The sequence below is a fragment of the Vibrio owensii genome, assembly GCF_002021755.1.
Lineage (GTDB): Bacteria > Pseudomonadota > Gammaproteobacteria > Enterobacterales > Vibrionaceae > Vibrio > Vibrio owensii.
Genome location: NZ_CP019959.1, coordinates 2,854,991 through 2,875,807 on the forward strand (window position 1 = coordinate 2,854,991; position 20,817 = coordinate 2,875,807).

Below are 20,817 nucleotides of genomic sequence, written 5' to 3' on the forward strand. Positions count from 1 at the left end.
GACATGTGTGGTATTGTTGGAATCGTGGGCACAACGCCTGTAAACCAGTCTATTTATGACGCGTTAACGGTGTTACAGCATCGTGGCCAAGATGCCGCTGGTATTTGTACCATAGAAAGCAATCGTTTTCGTCTGCGTAAGGCGAACGGTTTAGTGAAGGATGTGTTCGAAGCAAGACACATGCAACGCTTACAAGGTGAGGTTGGTATCGGTCACGTTCGTTACCCAACCGCTGGCAGTTCAAGTGCCTCTGAAGCTCAACCTTTCTACGTAAACTCTCCTTTCGGTATTACACTTGCCCACAATGGTAACCTGACTAACGCTCATGAAGTTCGTCAGAAGCTGTTTGAAAAAGACCGCCGCCATATCAACACCACTTCAGACTCAGAAGTACTTCTAAACGTACTTGCTCATGAGATCGATACGGTAAAAGGTAACGTAACTGCGGATGACGTTTTCCGCGCTGTAACGAATGTACACCGCACAATCCGTGGCGCTTATGCTGTCGCAGCGATGATCATCGGTCATGGCATGATTGCTTTCCGTGACCCACATGGTATTCGCCCTTTATGTTTAGGTAAGCGTGAAGTCGAAGGCAGAACAGAGTATATGGTGGCTTCAGAATCTGTAGCACTTGATGCGGTTGGTTTTGACTTTGTTCGTGATGTCGCACCAGGTGAAGCGATTTACGCAACGTTTGAAGGCGAGTTGTTTACCAAGCAATGTGGCGACAATCCAAAACTGAACCCATGTATCTTTGAATTCGTTTACTTCGCTCGTCCAGACTCATTCATTGATAAGATCTCGGTTTACAGCGCTCGTGTTGAAATGGGTAAAAAGCTGGGTGACCGTATCCGTGAAGATTACGCAGATCTTGATATCGACGTGGTTATCCCAATTCCTGAAACATCGTGTGATATTGCGCTGCAAATTGCACAAGCCATTGATAAACCATACCGCCAAGGTTTCGTGAAAAACCGTTACGTCGGCCGTACGTTCATCATGCCGGGTCAACAGCAACGTAAGAAATCTGTTCGTCGTAAGCTAAATGCTATTCGTTCTGAGTTCAAAGATAAGAATGTACTGCTTGTCGATGATTCTATTGTTCGTGGCACAACTTCAGAGCAGATCATTGAGATGGCTCGTGATTCCGGTGCGAACAAAGTGTTTATGGTTTCAGCGGCTCCTGAAGTGCGCTTCCCGAACGTTTACGGTATCGATATGCCAAGCGCAACAGAGCTGATTGCACATGGCCGTGATAACGAAACTATCTGTAAGCAAATCGGCGCAGATGCACTGATTTATCAGCGTTTGGATGACTTGGTTGAAGCGGTTGGTCTTGGCAATCAAGACATCACGCAATTCGATACCTCTGTATTTAACGGTGAATACGTGACAGGTGATATCGATCAGCAATATCTAGATTTCCTTGATGGCTTGCGCAACGACGATGCGAAAACGCAACGCGAGATTCAGCAAGATTTAGCAAACCTAGAACTGCACAACGAAGGTGCTTAAATCGCGCTGCTAAAGACATAAAAAAACCAGAGCTTCGGCTCTGGTTTTTTGTATCTGTGCTCAACATTAATGAATGTTGTAGGCGATCACGAAGTCGATGAATAGTCGAACTTTCTCTGGTAGGTGATCTTTGTGGTTGTAAAGCATGTAGATGTCACGCGGGTTTGCGCTCCAATCTGGCAATATGCGCACGAGATCGCCACTTTCGATGTACTCTTTGATCATCACATCAGGCATCAACGTAATGCCAAGACCTTCCGAACAAGAGCTACGAACCACGTTCAGTGCGTTTGCTTGAAAACGACCACGCTCTACGTTCACCACAGACTCGCCCTTGCTGTTAATCAGCGTCCACTTGATAAGTGGTGAACCTTTTAGCAAAGAGTGGTTAGAAAGCTCTTCAGCGTGATTTGGAGCAGGGTTTGCGCTCAAGTAATCAGGACTCGCGACCAGAATGTCTTTCACTTCACCGATTTTACGAGCAATCAGACTGGAGTCACGTTGCGGGCCAACACGGAAGATCACGTCCCACTCTGTAGGATCAAGTTGATCGGCGTTGCTTTCCGTTGTCAGTTCGATGTTGATATCTGGGTACTGTTTCATGAACGAATTGAACATCGGCATCATCATGCGCTTCGTCAAGTTGTACGGCGCAGAGATCTTGATCTTGCCCGATGCACCACGGCAATCATCCGTAATTTCCTCTGCTGTCGAGGTTAGGCGTTGCAGCAAAGGTGAGCATTCATGGTAAAAACGTTCCCCGGCTTCAGTCAGAGAAAGCTTACGCGCATGACGGTTCAGCAATCGAAGATTGACAGAGTCTTCAAGCGCTTGAATGCGTCGGGTGATGGTTGCCACCGGAATCATGGTTTTTCGCGAAGTTGCGGTATAGCTCCCATTTTCGACAACCAATCGAAATAGGTTTAGATCATCTAATTTCATATTTCCAGACACATTAAACTACCGTTTATGGCTAATTTATAATTAACTTTGTGATCAAAGTTTGCTTTAAGTCAACATGTTGCGTCATTTGAACACAGCAGGAGGCTCTTAGTAAATACTGATAAACAATGGAATATTTGTATAAACGTCAATTTCAGGCTACGGTTTATAACAAGGTGAAAGGGCCTGACGTCTTGCTGCACAACGTTTCGTAAGATGTGAATACAACAACAATAATAACTTAGAATTTGTTTTTTGACTGAGCTTTGTGAGGTGTAAAGGTATGTTTAAGACTCACAGTCAAACGGCAATGGTCTCGGCGCAGGAAGTGGTCAATCACAAGCTCATCATGTTGGTGGACGATGACCCTATATTTCGTAGAGTAACTAGTGCCTATTTGGAAAGTCAGGGTTTCAAGGTAGTAGAAGCTGAAAATGGCCTAGAGGCGCTTCAACAGCTGAGGGAGTGCCAGCCTGATCTTGTCTTATGTGACTTATCAATGCCCGTCCTAGACGGAATCGAATTTGTAGAAGAGGTAAGCCTAGAGTATCCATCTATGCCACTGATCGTGGTATCGGGCACCGACGAAATGTCTGATGTAGCGAAAGCGCTGCGTTTTGGCATTAAAGACTTCTTACCAAAACCAATTGGAAACTATAAACATTTGTCTCAAGCGATCGATAACACGCTTGAGGAAGCCGACTGCCATTATTCTGACCATAGGGATTTCTCCAGCCAGTGGTTTAGAGTTGATGACGGTGGAGAAATGCCTGATGAGCAAGAGCTCCATTGGCATTTAGAGTATTTACAGCAAAACCCGAATGCTGCACGTGATTTGCTTCATGCATTGCTCCCGGAGAAAGATGCGTCGCAAGGCGACTGGAAGTGTTCTTACCGATTATTGCAGTCTACCGATGTTATGCCGTTGGTGTTTGATTATCGGTGGTTGATGAACGGTCAGTTTGCGTTTTACCTCGTCGATTCAGCATCACTGGAAGAGGATGGGGTAGCGACGACATTACTTGTGCGCGCTCTGTTTGATGACTACTTACGCAACCTGAAAAGCTTTAGTGCCGACTTGAAAGACATGGTCGAGATTATTGAGAAGGGCATTCAATGCTCGGATTGCGCTGGAGCAGTAAATGCCGTGTTTGGTGTTGCGGATTTAGCGTCATCGACGGTTTCAATTTTACCAGCGGGTCTTGATAGCCAATGGTCTGATGGTCATACGATTCAACATATAGCGGCGGGGAACCGTCTTGGTGATGGCAGTATGAAGAACTTCATCACTCGTGAGCTCCCGATTACGACGAGTGGTCAACTGTCTATTGGCTGTCTAGGAACATCAAGCTTTAGCTTAAACATCGTTCGTTTGAACCGCTTGATGTAAACATAAATCATCTAAATGAAAGCAGCATATCGATGCTGCTTTTTTTGTTTTTTCTTTTCGTATCTCCCTCGTTGCTGCCCTTTATAACCTTACTTTTTGTTGGTGTTTAGCGTTTGATGTTTAAGGTATAGTCAGCGCTTAAAACAATAATGACCCATTTGTGCAACGATATTTTAACGATGCATGGTTGGGAGAAGCAAAGTCAACAAGTGAGAAGAAGCATCATGGCAGACAAAGATTTTAAAGAGCCTTATAATATTTTTTACTTTCTAGGTTTCATTGCAGTCCTTTTGATCCCAACTCTACCTGCAACGCTAACCTGGCTTCGCGTAATGAACGGTTACGCAGGTTTTTAATCGAGCGATTGTTTACTGGAGTCCACCATTCGTATTAAGCGTTACTTTTTCAATATTGCTGGTGGACTCTGCATGATACTTGGCATCGCCGGTATCGTTCTTCCTTTATTACCCACCACTCCCTTTATCCTATTGGCAAGCGCGTGTTTTATGCGTGGAAGCCCTGCGTTTCATCGTTGGTTGCACGAACACAAAACGTTTGGTCCAATGCTCGATAATTGGCATAAGCACAGAGCCGTTACCCGTAAAGTAAAACAACGTGGTGCGGTATTTATTGTGCTGAGCTTTACCGTATCCATTCTCGTCGCCCCTATCATTTGGGTAAAAATTGCGCTTTTAGTGATGCTAATCGTTTTACTGAGTTGGTTTATGCGTCTACCTGTGACTGAGTTGGTTGCTGACCGAGAAGAAAATCACTAAGATTGTAGAGAATAGTGTGCCCGCTCTTCGAGTGGGCGTTTGTATTTTCAGCGCCTGTGACTTTTTAAGAAAATGAGCTCATAGGGATGAAAACCTATTGTTTGTTGCCCTCATATATACTGCGATAAGAACAGAGGGCGATGAGCCAATCTAAGTAAATCGGTATTATGACTACAGAAACAATTTCACTGATCAAATCTAGCATCAAAAGCATCCAAGACTACCCAAAGCCAGGCATTCTTTTCCGCGACGTGACTAGCCTTCTTGAAGACGCAAAAGCGTACCAAGCAACGATTAACCTTTTGGTTGAGCGTTACAAAGACATGGGCTTCACGAAAGTTGTCGGTACAGAAGCGCGTGGTTTCCTTTTTGGCGCACCTCTAGCGTTAGAGCTGGGTGTAGGTTTTGTTCCTGTGCGTAAGCCAGGCAAACTTCCTCGTCCAACAGTTGCTCAATCTTACGAGCTTGAGTACGGCGTTGATACGCTAGAAATTCATACTGATGCAATCGTAGAAGGCGATAAAGTATTGGTTGTTGATGATCTGCTAGCAACTGGCGGCACAATTGAAGCAACAACAAAACTGATCCGCCAACTAGGTGGTGAATTAGAGCACGCTGCATTCGTTATCAACCTACCAGAAATCGGTGGTGATAAGCGCCTAGAAGGTCTAGGTCTGAACGTATACAGCATTTGCGAGTTTGAAGGACACTAATACATTCAATGAGTTATTTAGCTTTAGCGCGAAAATGGCGTCCTAATAAGTTTGATCAAGTAGTCGGGCAGAGCCATGTCTTAACTGCTTTGGAGAACGCGTTAGCGCAAAATCGCTTACACCATGCGTACCTATTTAGCGGCACGCGAGGCGTTGGTAAAACGTCGATTGGCCGACTGTTTGCTAAGGGCCTGAACTGTGAAACAGGTATTACTGCTAACCCTTGTGGTGAGTGTGATACTTGTCGTGAGATTGATGAAGGTCGCTTTGTTGACCTACTGGAGATCGACGCAGCTTCTCGTACTAAAGTTGAAGACACTCGTGAACTGTTAGACAACGTTCAATACAAACCCGCTCGCGGACGTTTTAAAGTGTACCTCATCGATGAGGTACACATGCTTTCGCGTCACTCTTTCAATGCGCTGTTAAAAACGCTGGAAGAGCCGCCTGAGTATGTGAAGTTCTTGTTGGCTACGACAGATCCGCAAAAACTGCCGGTGACGATTCTGTCACGCTGTTTGCAGTTCCATCTTAAGCCAATCAGTGTTGATGATATTCATCAGCAACTTGACCATATTCTGGAAAAAGAACAAGTCTCTGCAGAAGCAAGAGCACTTGGCATGATCTCGCACGCTGCAGATGGCAGTATGCGTGATGCACTGAGCTTAACTGACCAAGCTATCGCCCTAGGCAACGGTACGATTCAAACCGATATCGTGAGCCACATGCTTGGAACGATTGATACAGACCAAGCGATTCACCTGCTGGAATCGATCAGCAGTAAGCAGCCGCAACAGGCGATGGACAAAATCCAGCAACTTGCATCAAACGGTGTCGAGTGGGATGGATTGCTACAACAATTGGCGTCGCAGCTTCACCGTGTCGCGATGTACCAAGCTTTGCCATCGACCTTGGATCAGGCGCAACCTGATGCCGAAAAAATCGAATTATTGAGTAAAGCTCTCACACCACAAGATGTTCAGCTTTACTACCAAATTGCTTTAAAAGGCCGTGAAGATCTGACGTTGTCACCAAATGGTCGCGTCGGCATGGAAATGATCGTATTGCGCATGATGGCATTCCGTCCGTCAGCAAATAATAGCGCGAACGTGATTTCTACTTCATCACAGCCTCAAGTCGCGCCGACATCAAGCGTGAGCCCATCATCGCAAGCAGCTCCGCAGTCATCGCCACAACGACCATCGCAGCAACAAGCTCCTGTGGCTCAGGCGCCTGCACAGCACATGCAGAACCGACCTACGCCGTCAGCGCAACATCAAGTGCCAGCTCAGTCGATGAGTCAGCCGACGACACAGTCTCCGGCTTCGATGAATGAAGCGCCGCAGTACCAACCTGAGTATCAGGGTGGCTACGATATGGCACCACAATACGATATGGCTCCGCCGATGAGTGAGAACCCTGCGCCAGCGCAGCAAGCTCCTCAACAAGCTCAGCCACAAGAAAGTGCTCCGGCACCTGCTCGTGGTAATTTGAGCGGCCTACGTCACCAATTACGTTCACAGCGTCAGGGACAGCAACAAGCACCAACGCAAAGTGGTGGCCCAAAAAAGTCTAACGCGACATCTGCACAGAAAGAATCGGTTATTGACCGTCTAGCGCAATTGCATGGCAATTCCGCGCAGGTGTCGCCTAAGTCTGCTCCTCAAGCTGAAAAGCAAGCTCCAGAGGATGAAGCGTACCGTTGGCGACCAACCAAACCGGTTGAAAAGAAAGCCAATACGCAGCTGACACCTACGCAGCTCAAGCAAGCGCTAGAGCACGAAAAGACGCCAGAAATGGCGCAAAAATTGGTTGATGAATCTCTAGATAAAAGCGAGTGGGCGAATCTGATTAGCAAGATGGATACGCCTAAGTTGGTTGAACAACTTGCATTAAACTCGCATTTCAACAAAGAAGGCTCGACAGTTTCGCTACAATTAAGAGGCAGCCAGGCACACTTGAACACCGACAGAGCGCAAAGTGAGCTGCACAGTGCACTGAACCATGTGTTGGGTGAAGAGTGTCATTTGAGTATTGATGTTAGCGAAAGTGGTGAGACGCCACTAGAGTTGAGAGATAGACTCTACCAAGAGAAATTACAGCAAGCGCTGAACAGTTTAGAAAACGATCCGCACGTACAATTCATCGAGCGCCGTTTCTCAGCAGAGCTTGACAAAGATAGTGTACGTCCTATCTAAAAAATGAACGGAATGGGGTTGAAAACACAAAGTGGCAGCCCCATTAACAGATGCAACACCTAATTAAACCAGAGAGATAAACATGTTTGGTAAAGGCGGTATGGGCAACCTAATGAAGCAAGCCCAGCAAATGCAAGATCGCATGCAAAAGCTTCAAGAAGAAATCGCGAATATGGAAGTAACTGGCGAGTCTGGTGCTGGTCTAGTTAAAGTTACAATCACTGGTAGTCACAGTGTGCGTCGTGTAGAAATCGATGAAAGTCTGATGGAAGACGACAAAGAAATGCTAGAAGATCTTATCGCTGCAGCATTCAACGATGCAGCACGTCGCGTTGAAGAAACTCAAAAAGAGAAAATGGCTTCAGTAACTGGCGGTATGCAACTACCACCAGGCATGAAAATGCCATTCTAATCTGCTGAATTCTAACTAAGCGGATTTTCAATGCGTACCAGTCATATGCTGGAACAATTGATGGAGGCCTTACGTTGTCTACCTGGGGTTGGCCCCAAGTCGGCGCAGCGTATGGCCTTTCATTTGTTACAGCGTGATAGAAAAGGCGGTCTGCAACTAGCAGACGCGCTTAGCCAAGCAATGACAGAAATTGGCCATTGCACCGAGTGTCGTACTTTCACTGAAGAAGAAGTTTGTCATATTTGTACTAACCCAAAACGCCAAGAAAATGGTCAGATTTGTGTGGTAGAAAGTCCGGCAGACATCGCAGCAGTAGAAGCAACGGGTCAATACTCGGGTCGATACTTTGTACTGATGGGACATTTATCACCGCTGGACGGAATTGGTCCAAGTGATATTGGTCTAGATGTATTGGATTACCGTCTGCGCCGCGGAGATATCTCTGAGGTGATTCTTGCTACCAACCCAACGGTAGAAGGGGAAGCGACGGCTCATTACATCGCAGAACTTTGTAAAGAACACCAAGTGGAAGCAAGCCGCATTGCACACGGTGTACCAGTCGGTGGCGAGCTTGAGCTCGTGGACGGGACTACCTTGTCACACTCCCTTCTGGGTCGACACAAGATTTAATAAAAAAGCCGCTGAATTCAGCGGCTTTTTTGATCTTGAGGTTCGAGAATCGATTAATCGTTTGATTCTGTACCTAGAAGGTTCTTGTAGATAAGTGCACCTAGAATACCACCAACGATTGGTGCTACCCAGAATAGCCAAAGCTGAGAAACCGCCCAGTCGCCAACAAATACCGCAACACCAGTACTACGCGCTGGGTTAACCGATGTGTTTGTCACAGGAATGCTGATTAGGTGAATCAATGTCAAACATAGACCGATAGCAATAGGCGCAAAGCCTTGCGGTGCACGTTTGTCTGTTGCACCCATGATCACGATTAGGAACATCATCGTCATGACAACTTCAGTCACTAAAGCTGCAACCATTGAATATTGGCCAGGAGAATGCGCGCCGTAACCGTTCGCGGCAAAGCCAGAACCAACCACGTCAAAACCTGCTTGACCGGTTGCGATTACGTAAAGTACGCCACCCGCAATAACACCACCAATCACTTGAGCGATGATGTAAGGCACTACGTCTTTAGTCTCGAAACGACCACCAGCCCATAGACCGATAGTTACTGCTGGGTTTAGGTGACAACCTGAGATATGGCCAATAGCAAATGCCATTGTAAGTACGGTAAGACCGAACGCCAAAGAAACGCCCAACAGGCCAATGCCGACATCAGGGAAGCCAGCCGCTAACACTGCACTACCACAACCACCAAGCACTAACCAAAAAGTACCAAAAACCTCTGCCATGTATTTATTCATATTGTTTCCTATTGCGGATTTAGATTACCCGCTGAACATAGTAGAGAATTGTCAGAAAAGTGTGAGTTGAAGCACGGAAATTAACCAAAATGCCAGATATGAGCGTTTCTGTCTCATACATGAAACGAAATGAGTAAGGAGAGGGTAGGTGGATGAGTTGAAAGGAAAACCTCGGCTATCGTTATAGAGTTTGATAACCGAGGCGAGAGGAAGCGTTAGCTAAAAGCAATAAATGGTGAGATACACAACAAGATGCCGGTCGCGATGATTAGGTATAGTGAAGCACCTTTGTATTTATGTAGAGAAGGCACTTGATACACCAAGTAAGCAGGAATCAAACAGCCAATCAAACCAAAGATAGGGCTACAAACCGAAGTGAAGCTCAGAACCGGTAGGTTGAGTACGATAGCGCCCCACGCCATCAAAATCGCGAATAGAATGATGCCTTTCGTCACGAGATCTTTGTTGATTTGCTCTTCAGGCATCACTTTTTTCAATGCCAACATCGCAAGACCTTGGCAAGAATCACGGAAGCCAAGGTAAACACCAAAGAAGGCTGTCATTACAGAAAAGATGTTCAACATCAGGCTAAGCAGTTTAAGCGTCGTGCCGTCCATGCCTTGTGCTACCATCGCTAGCGCAGAGATGTTCTCGTTTGCTGCACGGACTGCTTGTTCATGAGACATCGCCAACGTGAAAGAAATCGCGTAGAAAAACACGGTCACAAACAAAATGCCAAAAGCGATATTCATGGCGCGCATCGCTTTAAAACGGGCAACTTCAATAGACTTCTCTTTCGAACGGTAAGAGATCACCATCGGACTCAAGCTTTGAATAAACAAGATAGAGGTAAGGGTGAATGGCAGCAGTTCAATCGCATCTTTTAGGCCAGCACCAGCCGTTGGTACCGTACCGACATTAGCTAAATCCCATTTTTCTACCATCATGAAACCCAACAGGGCAACGGTACAGAGCTTAATTAGCACTAAGCCCGTACTGACTTTAAATAAGATCTTTTCCCCACGAGATGCGATCGCCACCAAAGCGCAAACCAATGCTAGACCATACAACGGGTTTTCCGACAACAGCCCCTCAGTGATACCAAAGCTGTGTAGGAAAGAGGCTGAGTCATTATTGATTGCTGTCGAGTATACGAATACCCAAATCACCAACATGATGAAGTAGAGCACTCCTAACAATGCGCCCCATTTATTGCCAAGGTAGCCAGAGATAACCCCCGCATAGTCTTGACACTTCGGAGAAGTGGAAAGCGTGTTAATAAATAGGCGTTGGAACAAGTACATCGCTGGGTAGCCAATCACCGCGGAGGCAAGAAATACCCATATACCAAGTACGCCCACTTTTACTGGAAGAAAAACAATACCAGCACCGATTGCCATGCCGATACTCATGATAACCCAGCCCCAGTCAGTGCTATCAAACTTAGTCGCCGCTTTCCATTCTGTGGCTGTCATTCCGGCTTTAACGTGAGGTGGTTCTTTAGTTATTGGAAGAGTTTGTGTCGGTACAGTAACGCTCATTGTCGTTTTCTCTTTGTTAGTATGAATTTTTCTCAAATCTATTTGAGAAAAAGATTAACAACAATTTTTTTGTGGAAAATTCAGATAAATTTGAGATCTCGGCAAAATTACTCAATAAAATCTGAATTCAGATCGATTTGTGTGATCTGTAGTGGTTGTTTTGCTCACATATAGTTGAAAGAATAGCTTTGAAACGAAAGCGAAAGCTGAGTTTTACGACTAAAACTAAAAACTATGTGAGGATTAACATGAAAGAATTGATCGCTTCAGAGCACGCTCCTGCTGCAATTGGCCCGTATTCACACGGTACCACTTACGGGGATTTGATTTTTACTTCTGGCCAGCTCCCAGTTGATAGCGCGACAGGTAAAGTAGTAGAGGGAGGAATTACTGCTCAAAGTCATCAATCTCTAACGAACTTAAAACATGTGCTTGAAGCTGGTAACGGCAGTTTAGATACGGTTCTAAAAACGACGTGTTACTTGGCAAACATCAGCGACTTTGCGGAATTCAACAAAGTGTATGCAGAGTTTTTCCAAAAAGATTGCCCAGCACGAAGCTGCTTTGCGGTGAAAGATCTTCCGCTAGGTGTTTTGATTGAAGTTGAAGCGATTGCTAGTAAAAAGTAATACGGAGAAGAAGCATGAATCAGCAATGGAACCAATATATCCAAATCATTAAGCAAGTTGTAAAACCTGCCCTCGGATGTACAGAACCCATTGCTGCTGCATATGCGGCAGCAGTTGCAAAGCGTGAGCTTGGATGCCAAACCCCGGACATGATTGAAGTACGTGTCTCAGATAACTTATTTAAAAACTCAATGGGGGTTTACGTTCCCGGCACTGGGAAAATTGGCCTTAAGATCGCGGCGTCAGTTGGCGCATTAGCGGGAGACCCAAACGCAGAACTGGAAGTACTCGCTAAAATTAATCAAGACGATGTGACTGCTGCCCAGCAACTTATTGATGAAGAGCGAGTCAGTGTTGCTCGCATTGATACACAAGAATTTATCTTTTGCAGTGTCACCATGAGCGCTGGAGAAGACACCGTCTCGGTGACCATCAGCGGTGGGCACACTAATATTATTCAGATCACTCGCAATGGAGCTGTGACGTTCGATGCCCCTTTGCAGCAGCGAGTCGCGACAGGATCAGTATGTGAAGGGGTTGATATCTCTATTAAGCAGATTTACGACTTTGCCCTTCAAGCGCCATTTGATGACATCAAATTCATTCTGCAAGCGGCGGAACTCAACTCTTCCTTAGCGCAAGAGGGTATCGACCGAGGTTACGGCTTAGAAATCGGCCGCACATTAAAAGGCAATATCGAACAGGGGTTACTTGGCAATGATCTGATGAGCAGAATCCAAATGATGACCTCTGCTGCATCCGACGCTCGAATGGGTGGTGCGACCCTGCCTGCTATGAGTAACTTTGGCAGTGGTAACCAAGGCATTGCGGCTACCGTGCCTGTGGTTATCGCAGCGGAAGCTTTCCAAAGTGATGAAGAGCACTTAGCACGAGCTCTGATCATGAGTCACCTAGGCGCGATATACATCAAGTCTTACTACCCACCTCTGTCCGCTTTCTGTGGTAACACGGTAACCAGTGCGGCTGCATCCATGGCGTTGGTGTACCTAGCGGGTGGCACATTTGAGCAATCATGTTATGCGATTCAAAACGTTATCAGTGATAGTTCGGGCATGGTGTGCGATGGGGCAAAATCCTCATGTGCGATGAAAGTCTGCACTTCTTCAACTACGGCGGTGCGCTCATATTTGATGGCGATGGGTAACCACAGTGTGAAGAATCAAGGTATAGTAGGCGATGAAGTCGAACAAACTATAAGAAACGTAGGCTCTATGGTTAGACTTGGTATGCCGTATACTGACAAATCTATTATCGATATCATGTCGGCCTAGCCTCAAAGTTTTTGCTAAGGGAAGTAAATTGCAGCTTAAGAAACTCACCAAAAGTGATTTAGATATTTTGAATTCGATGAAGAACGTCGTCGATGGCATTGCTCGTATGTACGGTGAACATACTGAAGTCGTTCTTCACAGTCTTGATGCAGAAGCACCAGAAATCATCAAAATTGCCAATGGCCATGTTACTGAACGTGGAGAAGGCGCTCCAATTACCAACTTAGCAAGAATGAAGCTACTTGAGGGCAAGGACGTGTCAGACTCGTATCTGACTAAAACCGCGAGCGGAAAGACCTTGCACTCGATTACCACCATCGTTCGTAACCCAAAAAATAAGCCTATCGGTCTACTTTGTATTAACGTGGATATGGATGTGCCGATGCAGGACTTCTTGCGTTCAATCTTACCGCAGCAGCAGAACCCTTGTTGCACGGGAGCGAGCTCGCCAGAAACGTTTGCACGCAACATCGACGAAACCATCATTAGTACGATCGAAACCGTTCAGTCAGAAGTATGGACGAATGAGGCAATCACACCTTCCAAACGCAACCGAGAGTTGGTAACACGCTTACAAGGTTTGGGGATTTTTAAATACAAGGATGCGGTATTGATGGTGGCAAACCACCTAGGTATCTCGCGCGATACGATTTACCTTTACCTAAGGGAATTGGGTAACGATTAAGTGAGCTGTTCTAGCTCGGTAATGTTGCTCAAAGCTTCCTGATTCGTTTTGCCACATACGATCGGACACGGTTTGAAATCGTGGCAAACTTTTGGCCGTTCTGGTTTTCCGAACAGTTTGCACAGGTTATCGTCATTCAGTTGAATGCAACGTTCACCTGCTGGTTTGCCGTTTGGCATGCCCGGAATAGGGGAAGAGATACTCGGTGCAATACAGCACGCCCCACAACCTAATCGACAATCCATCTAAAAGCCCTCGTAAAAATGAAGGGGGCATTATGGACATTTCTCGCCAGATTGGAAGAGGCGTGCGTGAATTCACACCAACAAACTTAACCCTTTTTATTCATCATTAAGTAAATCGGCGACTTCAAAATTCTGATCGCGTTTAGCTTGTTGGATATAACGGTTGCACTCTTGCATGCTTAAACCCCACGTTCCAGCCTCGGTACGAGCGGTCATTTCCGTTAGAAACGTTGCTTGACCTTCTTGAACATTAGAGGCGATATCCTTGCCGTATTGCTGACAAAGTTCTGCATCGGTACTCGCTGCAGCTCCGAACGAAACAAGAGAGATAATGGTGATCATTGCGAGTTTCATAATATTGATTCCTTTATTCACACTATGAGCTAAAACCATAGGATAGGAATCACTATTAGTAAAAATATCAATGTTGAGCGACCTTGTTGATGAAACAGGACAAACGTTGATAATAGTTCTTATTACGGGGCGGAATTCGGCAAAACTTGAACTTTTGTTGTCAGAGGGGTATAAAACGCACCCAATTCATTCCCATTCGAGAAATAAGTAGTAAGCGTATGAGCACTCCATTTTGGCAAAGTAAATCGTTAGAGAACATGACAGAAGAAGAATGGGAATCTCTCTGTGATGGGTGTGGCAAATGTTGTCTGCACAAGCTAATGGATGAAGATACGGACGAAATCTACTACACCAACGTGGCGTGTAGTTGGCTGAACAGCAAAACATGTTCGTGCAAAGACTACCCGAACCGTTTCACTTCAGGCGAAGAGTGCACCAAGCTAACGCGTGAAGATATTGATGATTTTACGTGGCTGCCACACACTTGTGCATACCGCTTGTTGGCAGAAAACCAACCACTGCCAGAGTGGCACCCATTAATCACTGGCTCTAAGTCTGCCATGCACGCAGCAGGGGAAAGTGTACGAAACAAAGTGGTGTATGAAATCGATGTGGTGGACTGGGAAGACCACATTTTGAATCACCCAAATCGCCCATAGCCGAACGTAAACAAGCCTTTCATTATGAAAGGCTTGTTTGTTATTGGATGAAGTAAAAAGTGCTCAACCTTTTAAGAAACGGTTATAGACAAACAATATAACGAAAGCACCTAAAGTTGCAGTGACGATACTGCCGATGTTTACGCCGTCTGCACCGCCAAGGCCCACAAAGCTTCCTAAGAAACCACCAACGAAAGCGCCTACAATACCGAGCACCATAGTGGCAATCCAGCCGCCTCCGTCGTTGCCAGGCATCAACCACTTAGCCAGTGCTCCTGCAATCAAACCTAGAATAATCCAAGATAGAAAGCCCATAATTTCTCCTTACTCATTATTGTGTTAGCTATCTGCTATCCGTTTGCAACTGTTATGATTCAATCATAGTTCATCCCGCTAAAACTGCTCTTTTGTTAACTTGTCACGGGTTAACGCATGATGGGTTAGCTGATGACCATAGCGATGTAACCTAATATCAACACTAATACAGAGGTCAGCGCATAAGGTACAGGGTAGCCAATTGCAGGCATGTCACTGTGGCTGGCATCTTGAGCCCCTTTCATTGCTGGCGTGCTATTGCGTCCGCCAGCGCAGGCTCCGGCTAAAATCGCAGGATTCATCTTGCGGAAATACAAGCCGTATAACCAAGCTAACAGGGGTGGTACGAGTGCTGCGGTCACACCCAAGAGTGCAATCTTAATCACGATGATGCCTTGGAATGACGCTAAGATTTTCGGCCCAACGGTTGCCGCCAATACCGCGACAAATAGGTTTAGACCTATGTCTTGTAAAAAGCTTCTCGCGCCTTCGCTCATCGGGCCGCCAAAGCTTGGGTTACGGGTTCGCAAAAAAGAAAAGACGATTCCCGTTAGCATGCAGCCGGCTGATGTCCCTAACGCAAATGGAATGCCAGCAACGGTGACACTCAAATGACCAAAGACATAGCCAATAAGAAGGGAGAGGGCAAGGTAGAAGGTTTCAGTGACCGTGTTCTCTACAATCGGAACGCTATTGAGTTTGGACGCGGTTTGCTCGACACACCATTGGGATCCAGCAATGCGGACAACATCGCCCACTTCGACCTTAGTTTGCGGCAATAAAGGCTGCTGGTGGCCTTGTCGAAATATCGCTTTGAAATAAACGCCAAAACCCACTTCAGCATGCAATTGTGCGACCGTTTTCCCTGCGTGTTCGGATTTGCCTACGTGGATATCAGCCACTTCGATATCGACGTTTCTTGCTCTTGGTTCATCGACTTCGTTACCGATGTCTGCTTCGCCTTCGGCAATCAACACGTGATATTCCCCTCGAATACCAATCACATCATTTAACTCAAGTGTTGGATTGTCAGAAGCATCAATGACTTGGTCTCCTCGAACCACTTTCAGTACCGCAGCATCAGGGAACTTCTGATACAACTCTTGAACTGAACGTCCGACAAGTTCCTGATGCGAAACTTTGTAGGCTCTCACATCAATCGGAAGTACGCCGACGTCAGAGAAGCCAAATGTACTTGGCAATTTTTCGTTGTCGTCTCCAGTGGAGTATTCCGCTTCAGCGTCTTTGCCCGCTTTAACTGGGTCGATACCAAATAGGGAAGGAAGGTACTTAATAAATAGGATGATTAAGACGGTTGAGAGAACATAACTGATTGCGTATCCGGCGGCGATGTTGGCACTGACATGATCAATACTCATGCCTTCAGGAGGAGTAAAGGCTCCCGAGCTTATTGCAGATTGTGCAACGCCCATTACGGCGGTCACAGTATAGCTTCCGGAAATGATGCCAGCCGCATAGCCCGGTTCTAGCCCCATTAATTTTGCGCCGATCACCACAATCGCGAAGTTGCTAAAGACCACAATGAGCCCGATAACCACGAAGTCGATGCCGCCCCGTGCTAACCCAGAGAAGAATTGCGGTCCGACTTTCATTCCGATGGCGTACATGAACATCATCAAAAAGATGTCTGACACCAAGCCCGGTTCTTCAATTTTTAGCCCGTAAACAGAAAAGGAGGTTAGCGCTAGAGCAACACCAACGACTAAGGTTCCGGCGGTTGTACCTAAGCTAACGCCTTTAAAGGTTAATCGGCCAAGTGGATAACCAATGGCGAGAGATAAAAAGAGAAAAACGAATGGGTTTTCTGACAAGTAACTAAAGAGAAAAGACATAGTGTCACCTGTTACCTAGTGAGTGGCAGAGCGAGGTACAACCCATATTCCTCGCTCTTGCGTGTAAGGTGAGAGCGTTAACCGTGATTGAAGTTGCTCGATTCGTCTGCATCACTGCCGTTAACAATCGGATGTTTGGCAAAGAAGTCGACGCAGTGTTGCAAATCGGCAATCAAAAGATCGGCCATGTCGCGGCTAAATCCGTGGCGAACCAAAATGCGCATGATCACCAGATCTTCGCGTTCTGCTGGCATGGCGTAAGCGGCGATCTGCCAACCTCTTGATCGGATGCGATCTGAGAGATCATAGAGGTTGAAGCCCGGATTCGCGTCTTCTTTGAGTGACCAACTCAGTGCAGGTATCCCGCCGTGCCCATCGTAGATAATCTTGAACATGCCCATCTTCTCGACCTCTTCTGCTAGGTATCGAGCAGTGTCGTAACAGGCTTGGTGGATCTTTCGATATCCCTCTTTCCCAAGGCGAAGGAAGTTGTAGTACTGAGCAACGATTTGACCACCAGGGCGGGAGAAGTTGAGGGCAAAAGTTGGCATGTTCCCGCCGAGATAGTTAACGTTGAAGATCAGATCTTCATGCAACGCATCCGCATCTCGCCATACCACCCACCCAACGCCTAGTGGCGATAGACCAAATTTATGCCCAGAAGCGTTGATTGATTTCACTCGTGGTAGACGGAAATCCCACTCTAAATCTGGGTCGCAGAAAGGAGCGAGGAACGCACCACTTGCGCCATCGACATGGATTGGGATGTCTAACCCGGTTTCCGCTTGGAGTCGATCTAAAGCCTCATGCACGGCTTTTACAGGTTCATACTGACATGTAAAAGTCACCCCAAGAGTTGGAACGACACCAATGGTGTTTTCATCACAGCGTTTAATCACTTCTTCTGGCGTCATGATTAGGCGATCGCCTTGCATCGGAATTTCACGCAGTTCGATATCCCAGTAACGAGCGAACTTGTGCCAGCACACCTGAACGGGGCCACAAATCAGGTTAGGGCGGTCAGTCGGCTTGCCTTGCTTCTTCATTTTTTCACGCCATGCCCATTTCAGAGCCATACCGCCGAGCATCGCAGCCTCACTGGAACCCGTCGTTGAACACCCCATCGGGTTTTCCGCATCTGGTGCATGCCAAAGGTCAGCCAACATGTGAACACAACGAGACTCGATTTCAGCTGTTTGGGGGTACTCATCTTTGTCGATCATGTTTTTGTCGATGCATTCATCCATCAACTTGTGTACTTCTTCTTCTAGCCAAGTTTGGCAAAATGTGGCGAGGTTCTGGCGAGAGTTGCCGTCGAGCATCAGTTCATCGTGCACCACTTGGTAAGCATGTTCCGGCGAGTGTTCTTCATCTGGAATACGATACTTGGGCATAACAACTGAAAGATCTTTCGATGAGTACACATCATCGAGAATAGAGCCACGGACGGTCGATTTTTTATGAAGAGGCATGTGAAATCCCTTATCTTATTGAAACAATTGCGCTTGTTATCAGTAGTGATTGGTGTTCATAAGACAGTTTTGACTGCCAATTAAACGTAGCAGAGATTTTTACAGCCGTTGGTTTTGTGACTCGTTGTTTGGGCTGTCGCACAGACTTTGTTCTGAGTTAAGCGAAGAATACAGAAGAAGTGGCAGCTACTATTCCATATTTAGATTAAGAAAATTTGGATCCGCTGTAGGAACTTTGACGCATAATTTACTAAATGCTGCTCGGTTTGCGGATTCGTGTTGTAAACTTAGAGCATCTAATTTCAAGGATTTACATTCCGGCGCTTGGTCACCCCGATCAAGATTGTCTCTTACGAGGTAAAAATGACGTTACTATCCCCCCTAAAAGTGCGTTTTACACCATTTGTGGTGTTATTTATGGCGTTTGCTTTGACCATGAGTTCCTTTGTGGTTCGAGCAACAGAAAGCACAGAAACGGTCGTAGAAGTACCAAAGGTTTCTGCCGCTGAAAAAGCGATCGATAACATCAACCAAGACATCATCGATTTGTCTGAAAGCTTAAAACAAGCCAGTGGCGATGAGCGTGATGCCTTGCAACTGCAACTGTTCCAAAAAAATGAAGAGCTGCGCAGCCGCCTTGCGACAGCAATCAGCAACAAGTCGATTCCTCATGAGAAGCTGATTGAGCTTGTTCAAACTCAAGAGAAGTATTCTGAAGGCGCGGTCGTTTACCTAGATGACAAAGTCAAAACGCTTAATGAAGAAATCAATACTGCAAAAGACGAAGACAAACTGTCTTTAGTCAACAGCTATCGTGAATTGCAGCAGTACTTGGACGTAAGCTACGAATCAAGCTGGCAGAACCTTAACTGGCTGAAAACACTGGATGTGCAAGATGAAGATGCGGAAGCGGCATTCAAAGACAACGTTGATAAGCGCATGCGCTTGCTGTCTGCGTCGATTGAGTACTTAAATCAGCAAAGCGAAATCATCGGCTCACAAATTTCCTCTAGCCCAGAGTCAGAAAAAGCGTCTCTGCAGCTAAGCCAACTGATTCTGAAGCAACGACTAAATATCGCGACAGAGAGCCTACGCAACCTGATCACCATTGGCGATAAAGTTGGCCTAGAAACATCTGAATACAAGCGTCAGATCTTTGAGGTGACAGGTAGCATCACGCATGATTTGCTGAACACCAAAGTGATTCTGTCTATCCTGAGCCATTGGTCGAACTCAATGGTGGATTGGTTTGCTGAAAACGCACCACAGCACATCTTCCAGTTGTTTGTGTTTGCTCTGATCCTGCTGATTGCCCGCGCACTGGCGAAGCTAACGCGTAAAGTGGTTAGCAAGACGGTGGCATCGAAGAACTTGAAGCTGTCACACTTGATGCAAGACTTCTTTATCTCGATGTCAGGCAAAGCCGTGTGGATAATCGGTATCATGGTTGGTCTATCTCAAATCGGCCTTAACCTTGCTCCAATCCTGACCGGTTTCGGTATTGCTGGTGTGATCATCGGTTTCGCATTACAAGATACGCTCTCAAACTTCGCTGCGGGTATGATGCTACTGATCTACCGTCCGTTCGATGTCGGTGACTTTGTTTATGCTGGTGGTGTAGACGGTAAGGTAAGCCACATGAGCTTGGTAAACACCACAATCCGTACTTTCGATAACCAAATCATCATCGTGCCAAACAGCAAGATTTGGGGTGACGTGATTAAGAACGTGACACATGAGCGCATTCGCCGTGTCGATATGGTTTTTGGTATTGGTTACTCAGATGACGTGCTAAAAGCAGAAGAAGTATTGGCAGATATCGTGACGTCTCACCCTTCAGTACTTCGCTCTCCTGAGCCAATGATCAAGCTTCATACGCTGAACACTTCTTCAGTAGACTTCATTGTTCGTCCTTGGGTTAAAACGGATGATTACTGGGATGTTTACTGGGATGTGACCCGAGAAGTGAAACTGCGCTTCGACCGTGAAGGCATTTCGATTCCATTCCCACAACAAGATGTGCACTTGCACATGGTGGAAAAGAAAGAAGCATAAATTTCTTTTACTTGAATCCAAAATCAACAAAAAGGCGCTCAATTAGAGCGCCTTTTTTATCGGTTTAGCAGTAAAGATTACAGTTCATCTAAGAACGTGATTTTTGGCTCACTAGCAAGTAAACCATCAATCTCACTCAGCAGAGTCTGGAAATGCGTTGTTTTGCAGTGTTCGTCAAACGCGGCTTGGTCTGCAAACTGCTCTTGGAATAAGAATTGGCTTGGGTCATTTTTGTCTTGGAACAAGTGATAACGCACGCAGCCAGTCTCATTTCGAGTCGGCTCCAGCATCGCTTCTAATGCTTGTTTTAGTTGAGATACGCAGTCAGGTTTTGCGTGAAATGCAGCAGTTAAATGGATCATAGTTGTGTTTGCTTCTTTGTTGTT

The 20,817-nt window shown here is 46.1% G+C and carries 22 protein-coding genes; 13 read left to right on the forward strand and 9 right to left on the reverse strand.

Going from position 1 to position 20,817, the window contains the following annotated elements:
• The first annotated feature begins 3 nt into the window (after positions 1 to 3).
• On the forward strand, positions 4 to 1,518 hold the full coding sequence (gene purF, locus A9237_RS13160) for an amidophosphoribosyltransferase (protein WP_009707338.1): 1,515 nt from the start codon (positions 4 to 6) through the stop codon (positions 1,516 to 1,518).
• Between the two features lie 66 nt (positions 1,519 to 1,584).
• Here purF and A9237_RS13165 read toward each other — a convergent pair whose 3' ends face one another.
• A complete protein-coding gene (locus tag A9237_RS13165; RefSeq protein WP_005439791.1) occupies positions 1,585 to 2,460 on the reverse strand; it encodes a LysR family transcriptional regulator in 876 nt (291 codons plus the stop codon).
• Positions 2,461 to 2,743: 283 nt separating this feature from the next.
• Here A9237_RS13165 and A9237_RS13170 point away from each other — a divergent pair, with 283 nt between their 5' ends.
• The 7 genes from A9237_RS13170 (at position 2,744) to recR (ending at position 8,579) form a co-directional block, all read left to right on the forward strand.
• On the forward strand, positions 2,744 to 3,850 hold the full coding sequence (locus A9237_RS13170) for a response regulator (protein WP_078608334.1): 1,107 nt from the start codon (positions 2,744 to 2,746) through the stop codon (positions 3,848 to 3,850).
• Between the two features lie 224 nt (positions 3,851 to 4,074).
• Positions 4,075 to 4,206, forward strand: a complete 132-nt coding sequence (locus A9237_RS27585; protein WP_005380608.1) for a hypothetical protein — start codon at positions 4,075 to 4,077, stop codon at positions 4,204 to 4,206.
• Between the two features lie 72 nt (positions 4,207 to 4,278).
• Entirely contained in the window at positions 4,279 to 4,626 is a 348-nt protein-coding gene (locus tag A9237_RS13175) for a YbaN family protein (protein WP_045413578.1), read from the forward strand.
• Positions 4,627 to 4,793: 167 nt separating this feature from the next.
• Positions 4,794 to 5,339, forward strand: a complete 546-nt coding sequence (apt, locus tag A9237_RS13180; RefSeq protein WP_005452085.1) for an adenine phosphoribosyltransferase — start codon at positions 4,794 to 4,796, stop codon at positions 5,337 to 5,339.
• Between the two features lie 8 nt (positions 5,340 to 5,347).
• A complete protein-coding gene (dnaX, locus tag A9237_RS13185; protein ID WP_078608336.1) occupies positions 5,348 to 7,537 on the forward strand; it encodes a DNA polymerase III subunit gamma/tau in 2,190 nt (729 codons plus the stop codon).
• 82 nt (positions 7,538 to 7,619) lie between these two features.
• Positions 7,620 to 7,949 carry a YbaB/EbfC family nucleoid-associated protein gene (locus A9237_RS13190; protein WP_005432961.1) on the forward strand — a complete coding sequence of 110 codons (330 nt, stop codon included), beginning with the start codon at positions 7,620 to 7,622 and terminating at the stop codon, positions 7,947 to 7,949.
• 30 nt (positions 7,950 to 7,979) lie between these two features.
• Entirely contained in the window at positions 7,980 to 8,579 is a 600-nt protein-coding gene (gene recR / locus A9237_RS13195; protein ID WP_005432989.1) for a recombination mediator RecR, read from the forward strand.
• Positions 8,580 to 8,632: 53 nt separating this feature from the next.
• Here the strand turns inward: recR and aqpZ are convergent, their stop codons facing one another.
• Together aqpZ and A9237_RS13205 are read right to left on the reverse strand one after the other, a co-directional pair.
• Positions 8,633 to 9,331 (reverse strand): aquaporin Z, encoded by a 699-nt coding sequence (aqpZ, locus tag A9237_RS13200; protein ID WP_009707332.1) that lies wholly within the window; start codon positions 9,329 to 9,331, stop codon positions 8,633 to 8,635.
• Positions 9,332 to 9,546: 215 nt separating this feature from the next.
• The gene (locus A9237_RS13205) at positions 9,547 to 10,806 is read right to left on the reverse strand and encodes an amino acid permease (protein ID WP_033006068.1); all 1,260 of its coding nucleotides are present in this window, start codon (positions 10,804 to 10,806) and stop codon (positions 9,547 to 9,549) included.
• Between the two features lie 314 nt (positions 10,807 to 11,120).
• Here A9237_RS13205 and A9237_RS13210 point away from each other — a divergent pair, with 314 nt between their 5' ends.
• Genes A9237_RS13210 through A9237_RS13220 form a run of 3 tightly spaced genes read left to right on the forward strand, consistent with a single transcriptional unit; the run spans position 11,121 to position 13,478 of the window.
• Entirely contained in the window at positions 11,121 to 11,501 is a 381-nt protein-coding gene (locus tag A9237_RS13210) for a RidA family protein (RefSeq protein ID WP_005432926.1), read from the forward strand.
• Positions 11,502 to 11,515: 14 nt separating this feature from the next.
• Entirely contained in the window at positions 11,516 to 12,793 is a 1,278-nt protein-coding gene (locus A9237_RS13215) for an L-cysteine desulfidase family protein (RefSeq protein ID WP_005439783.1), read from the forward strand.
• A 28-nt stretch (positions 12,794 to 12,821) separates the two neighbouring features.
• On the forward strand, positions 12,822 to 13,478 hold the full coding sequence (locus A9237_RS13220) for a helix-turn-helix transcriptional regulator (RefSeq protein WP_009707329.1): 657 nt from the start codon (positions 12,822 to 12,824) through the stop codon (positions 13,476 to 13,478).
• Here the strand turns inward: A9237_RS13220 and A9237_RS13225 are convergent.
• A complete protein-coding gene (locus tag A9237_RS13225; protein WP_009707328.1) occupies positions 13,475 to 13,723 on the reverse strand; it encodes a YkgJ family cysteine cluster protein in 249 nt (82 codons plus the stop codon). The two genes, A9237_RS13220 and A9237_RS13225, sit on opposite strands and share 4 nt — an antisense overlap.
• Before the next feature lie 96 nt (positions 13,724 to 13,819).
• Positions 13,820 to 14,077 carry a hypothetical protein gene (locus tag A9237_RS13230; protein ID WP_009707326.1) on the reverse strand — a complete coding sequence of 86 codons (258 nt, stop codon included), beginning with the start codon at positions 14,075 to 14,077 and terminating at the stop codon, positions 13,820 to 13,822.
• Positions 14,078 to 14,295: 218 nt separating this feature from the next.
• On the opposite strand from A9237_RS13230, the gene A9237_RS13235 reads away from it, so the two are divergent.
• On the forward strand, positions 14,296 to 14,736 hold the full coding sequence (locus A9237_RS13235) for a YcgN family cysteine cluster protein (RefSeq protein WP_009707325.1): 441 nt from the start codon (positions 14,296 to 14,298) through the stop codon (positions 14,734 to 14,736).
• Between the two features lie 63 nt (positions 14,737 to 14,799).
• Here A9237_RS13235 and A9237_RS13240 read toward each other — a convergent pair whose 3' ends face one another.
• From A9237_RS13240 to A9237_RS13250, 3 genes are all read right to left on the reverse strand, one after another.
• On the reverse strand, positions 14,800 to 15,051 hold the full coding sequence (locus A9237_RS13240; RefSeq protein ID WP_005439775.1) for a GlsB/YeaQ/YmgE family stress response membrane protein: 252 nt from the start codon (positions 15,049 to 15,051) through the stop codon (positions 14,800 to 14,802).
• Positions 15,052 to 15,176: 125 nt separating this feature from the next.
• Complete coding sequence (locus A9237_RS13245) at positions 15,177 to 16,904, reverse strand: aspartate:alanine exchanger family transporter (RefSeq protein WP_078608337.1); 1,728 nt, start codon at positions 16,902 to 16,904, stop codon at positions 15,177 to 15,179.
• Positions 16,905 to 16,981: 77 nt separating this feature from the next.
• Complete coding sequence (locus A9237_RS13250; RefSeq protein ID WP_078608338.1) at positions 16,982 to 18,376, reverse strand: glutamate decarboxylase; 1,395 nt, start codon at positions 18,374 to 18,376, stop codon at positions 16,982 to 16,984.
• Positions 18,377 to 18,739: 363 nt separating this feature from the next.
• Between A9237_RS13250 and A9237_RS13255 the strand changes: the two genes are divergently transcribed.
• Positions 18,740 to 20,431 (forward strand): mechanosensitive ion channel domain-containing protein, encoded by a 1,692-nt coding sequence (locus tag A9237_RS13255; protein ID WP_078608339.1) that lies wholly within the window; start codon positions 18,740 to 18,742, stop codon positions 20,429 to 20,431.
• Positions 20,432 to 20,508: 77 nt separating this feature from the next.
• On the opposite strand, the gene A9237_RS13260 is transcribed toward A9237_RS13255, so the two are convergent.
• The gene (locus tag A9237_RS13260; RefSeq protein WP_020195700.1) at positions 20,509 to 20,793 is read right to left on the reverse strand and encodes a putative quinol monooxygenase; all 285 of its coding nucleotides are present in this window, start codon (positions 20,791 to 20,793) and stop codon (positions 20,509 to 20,511) included.
• Positions 20,794 to 20,817: the final 24 nt, after the last annotated feature.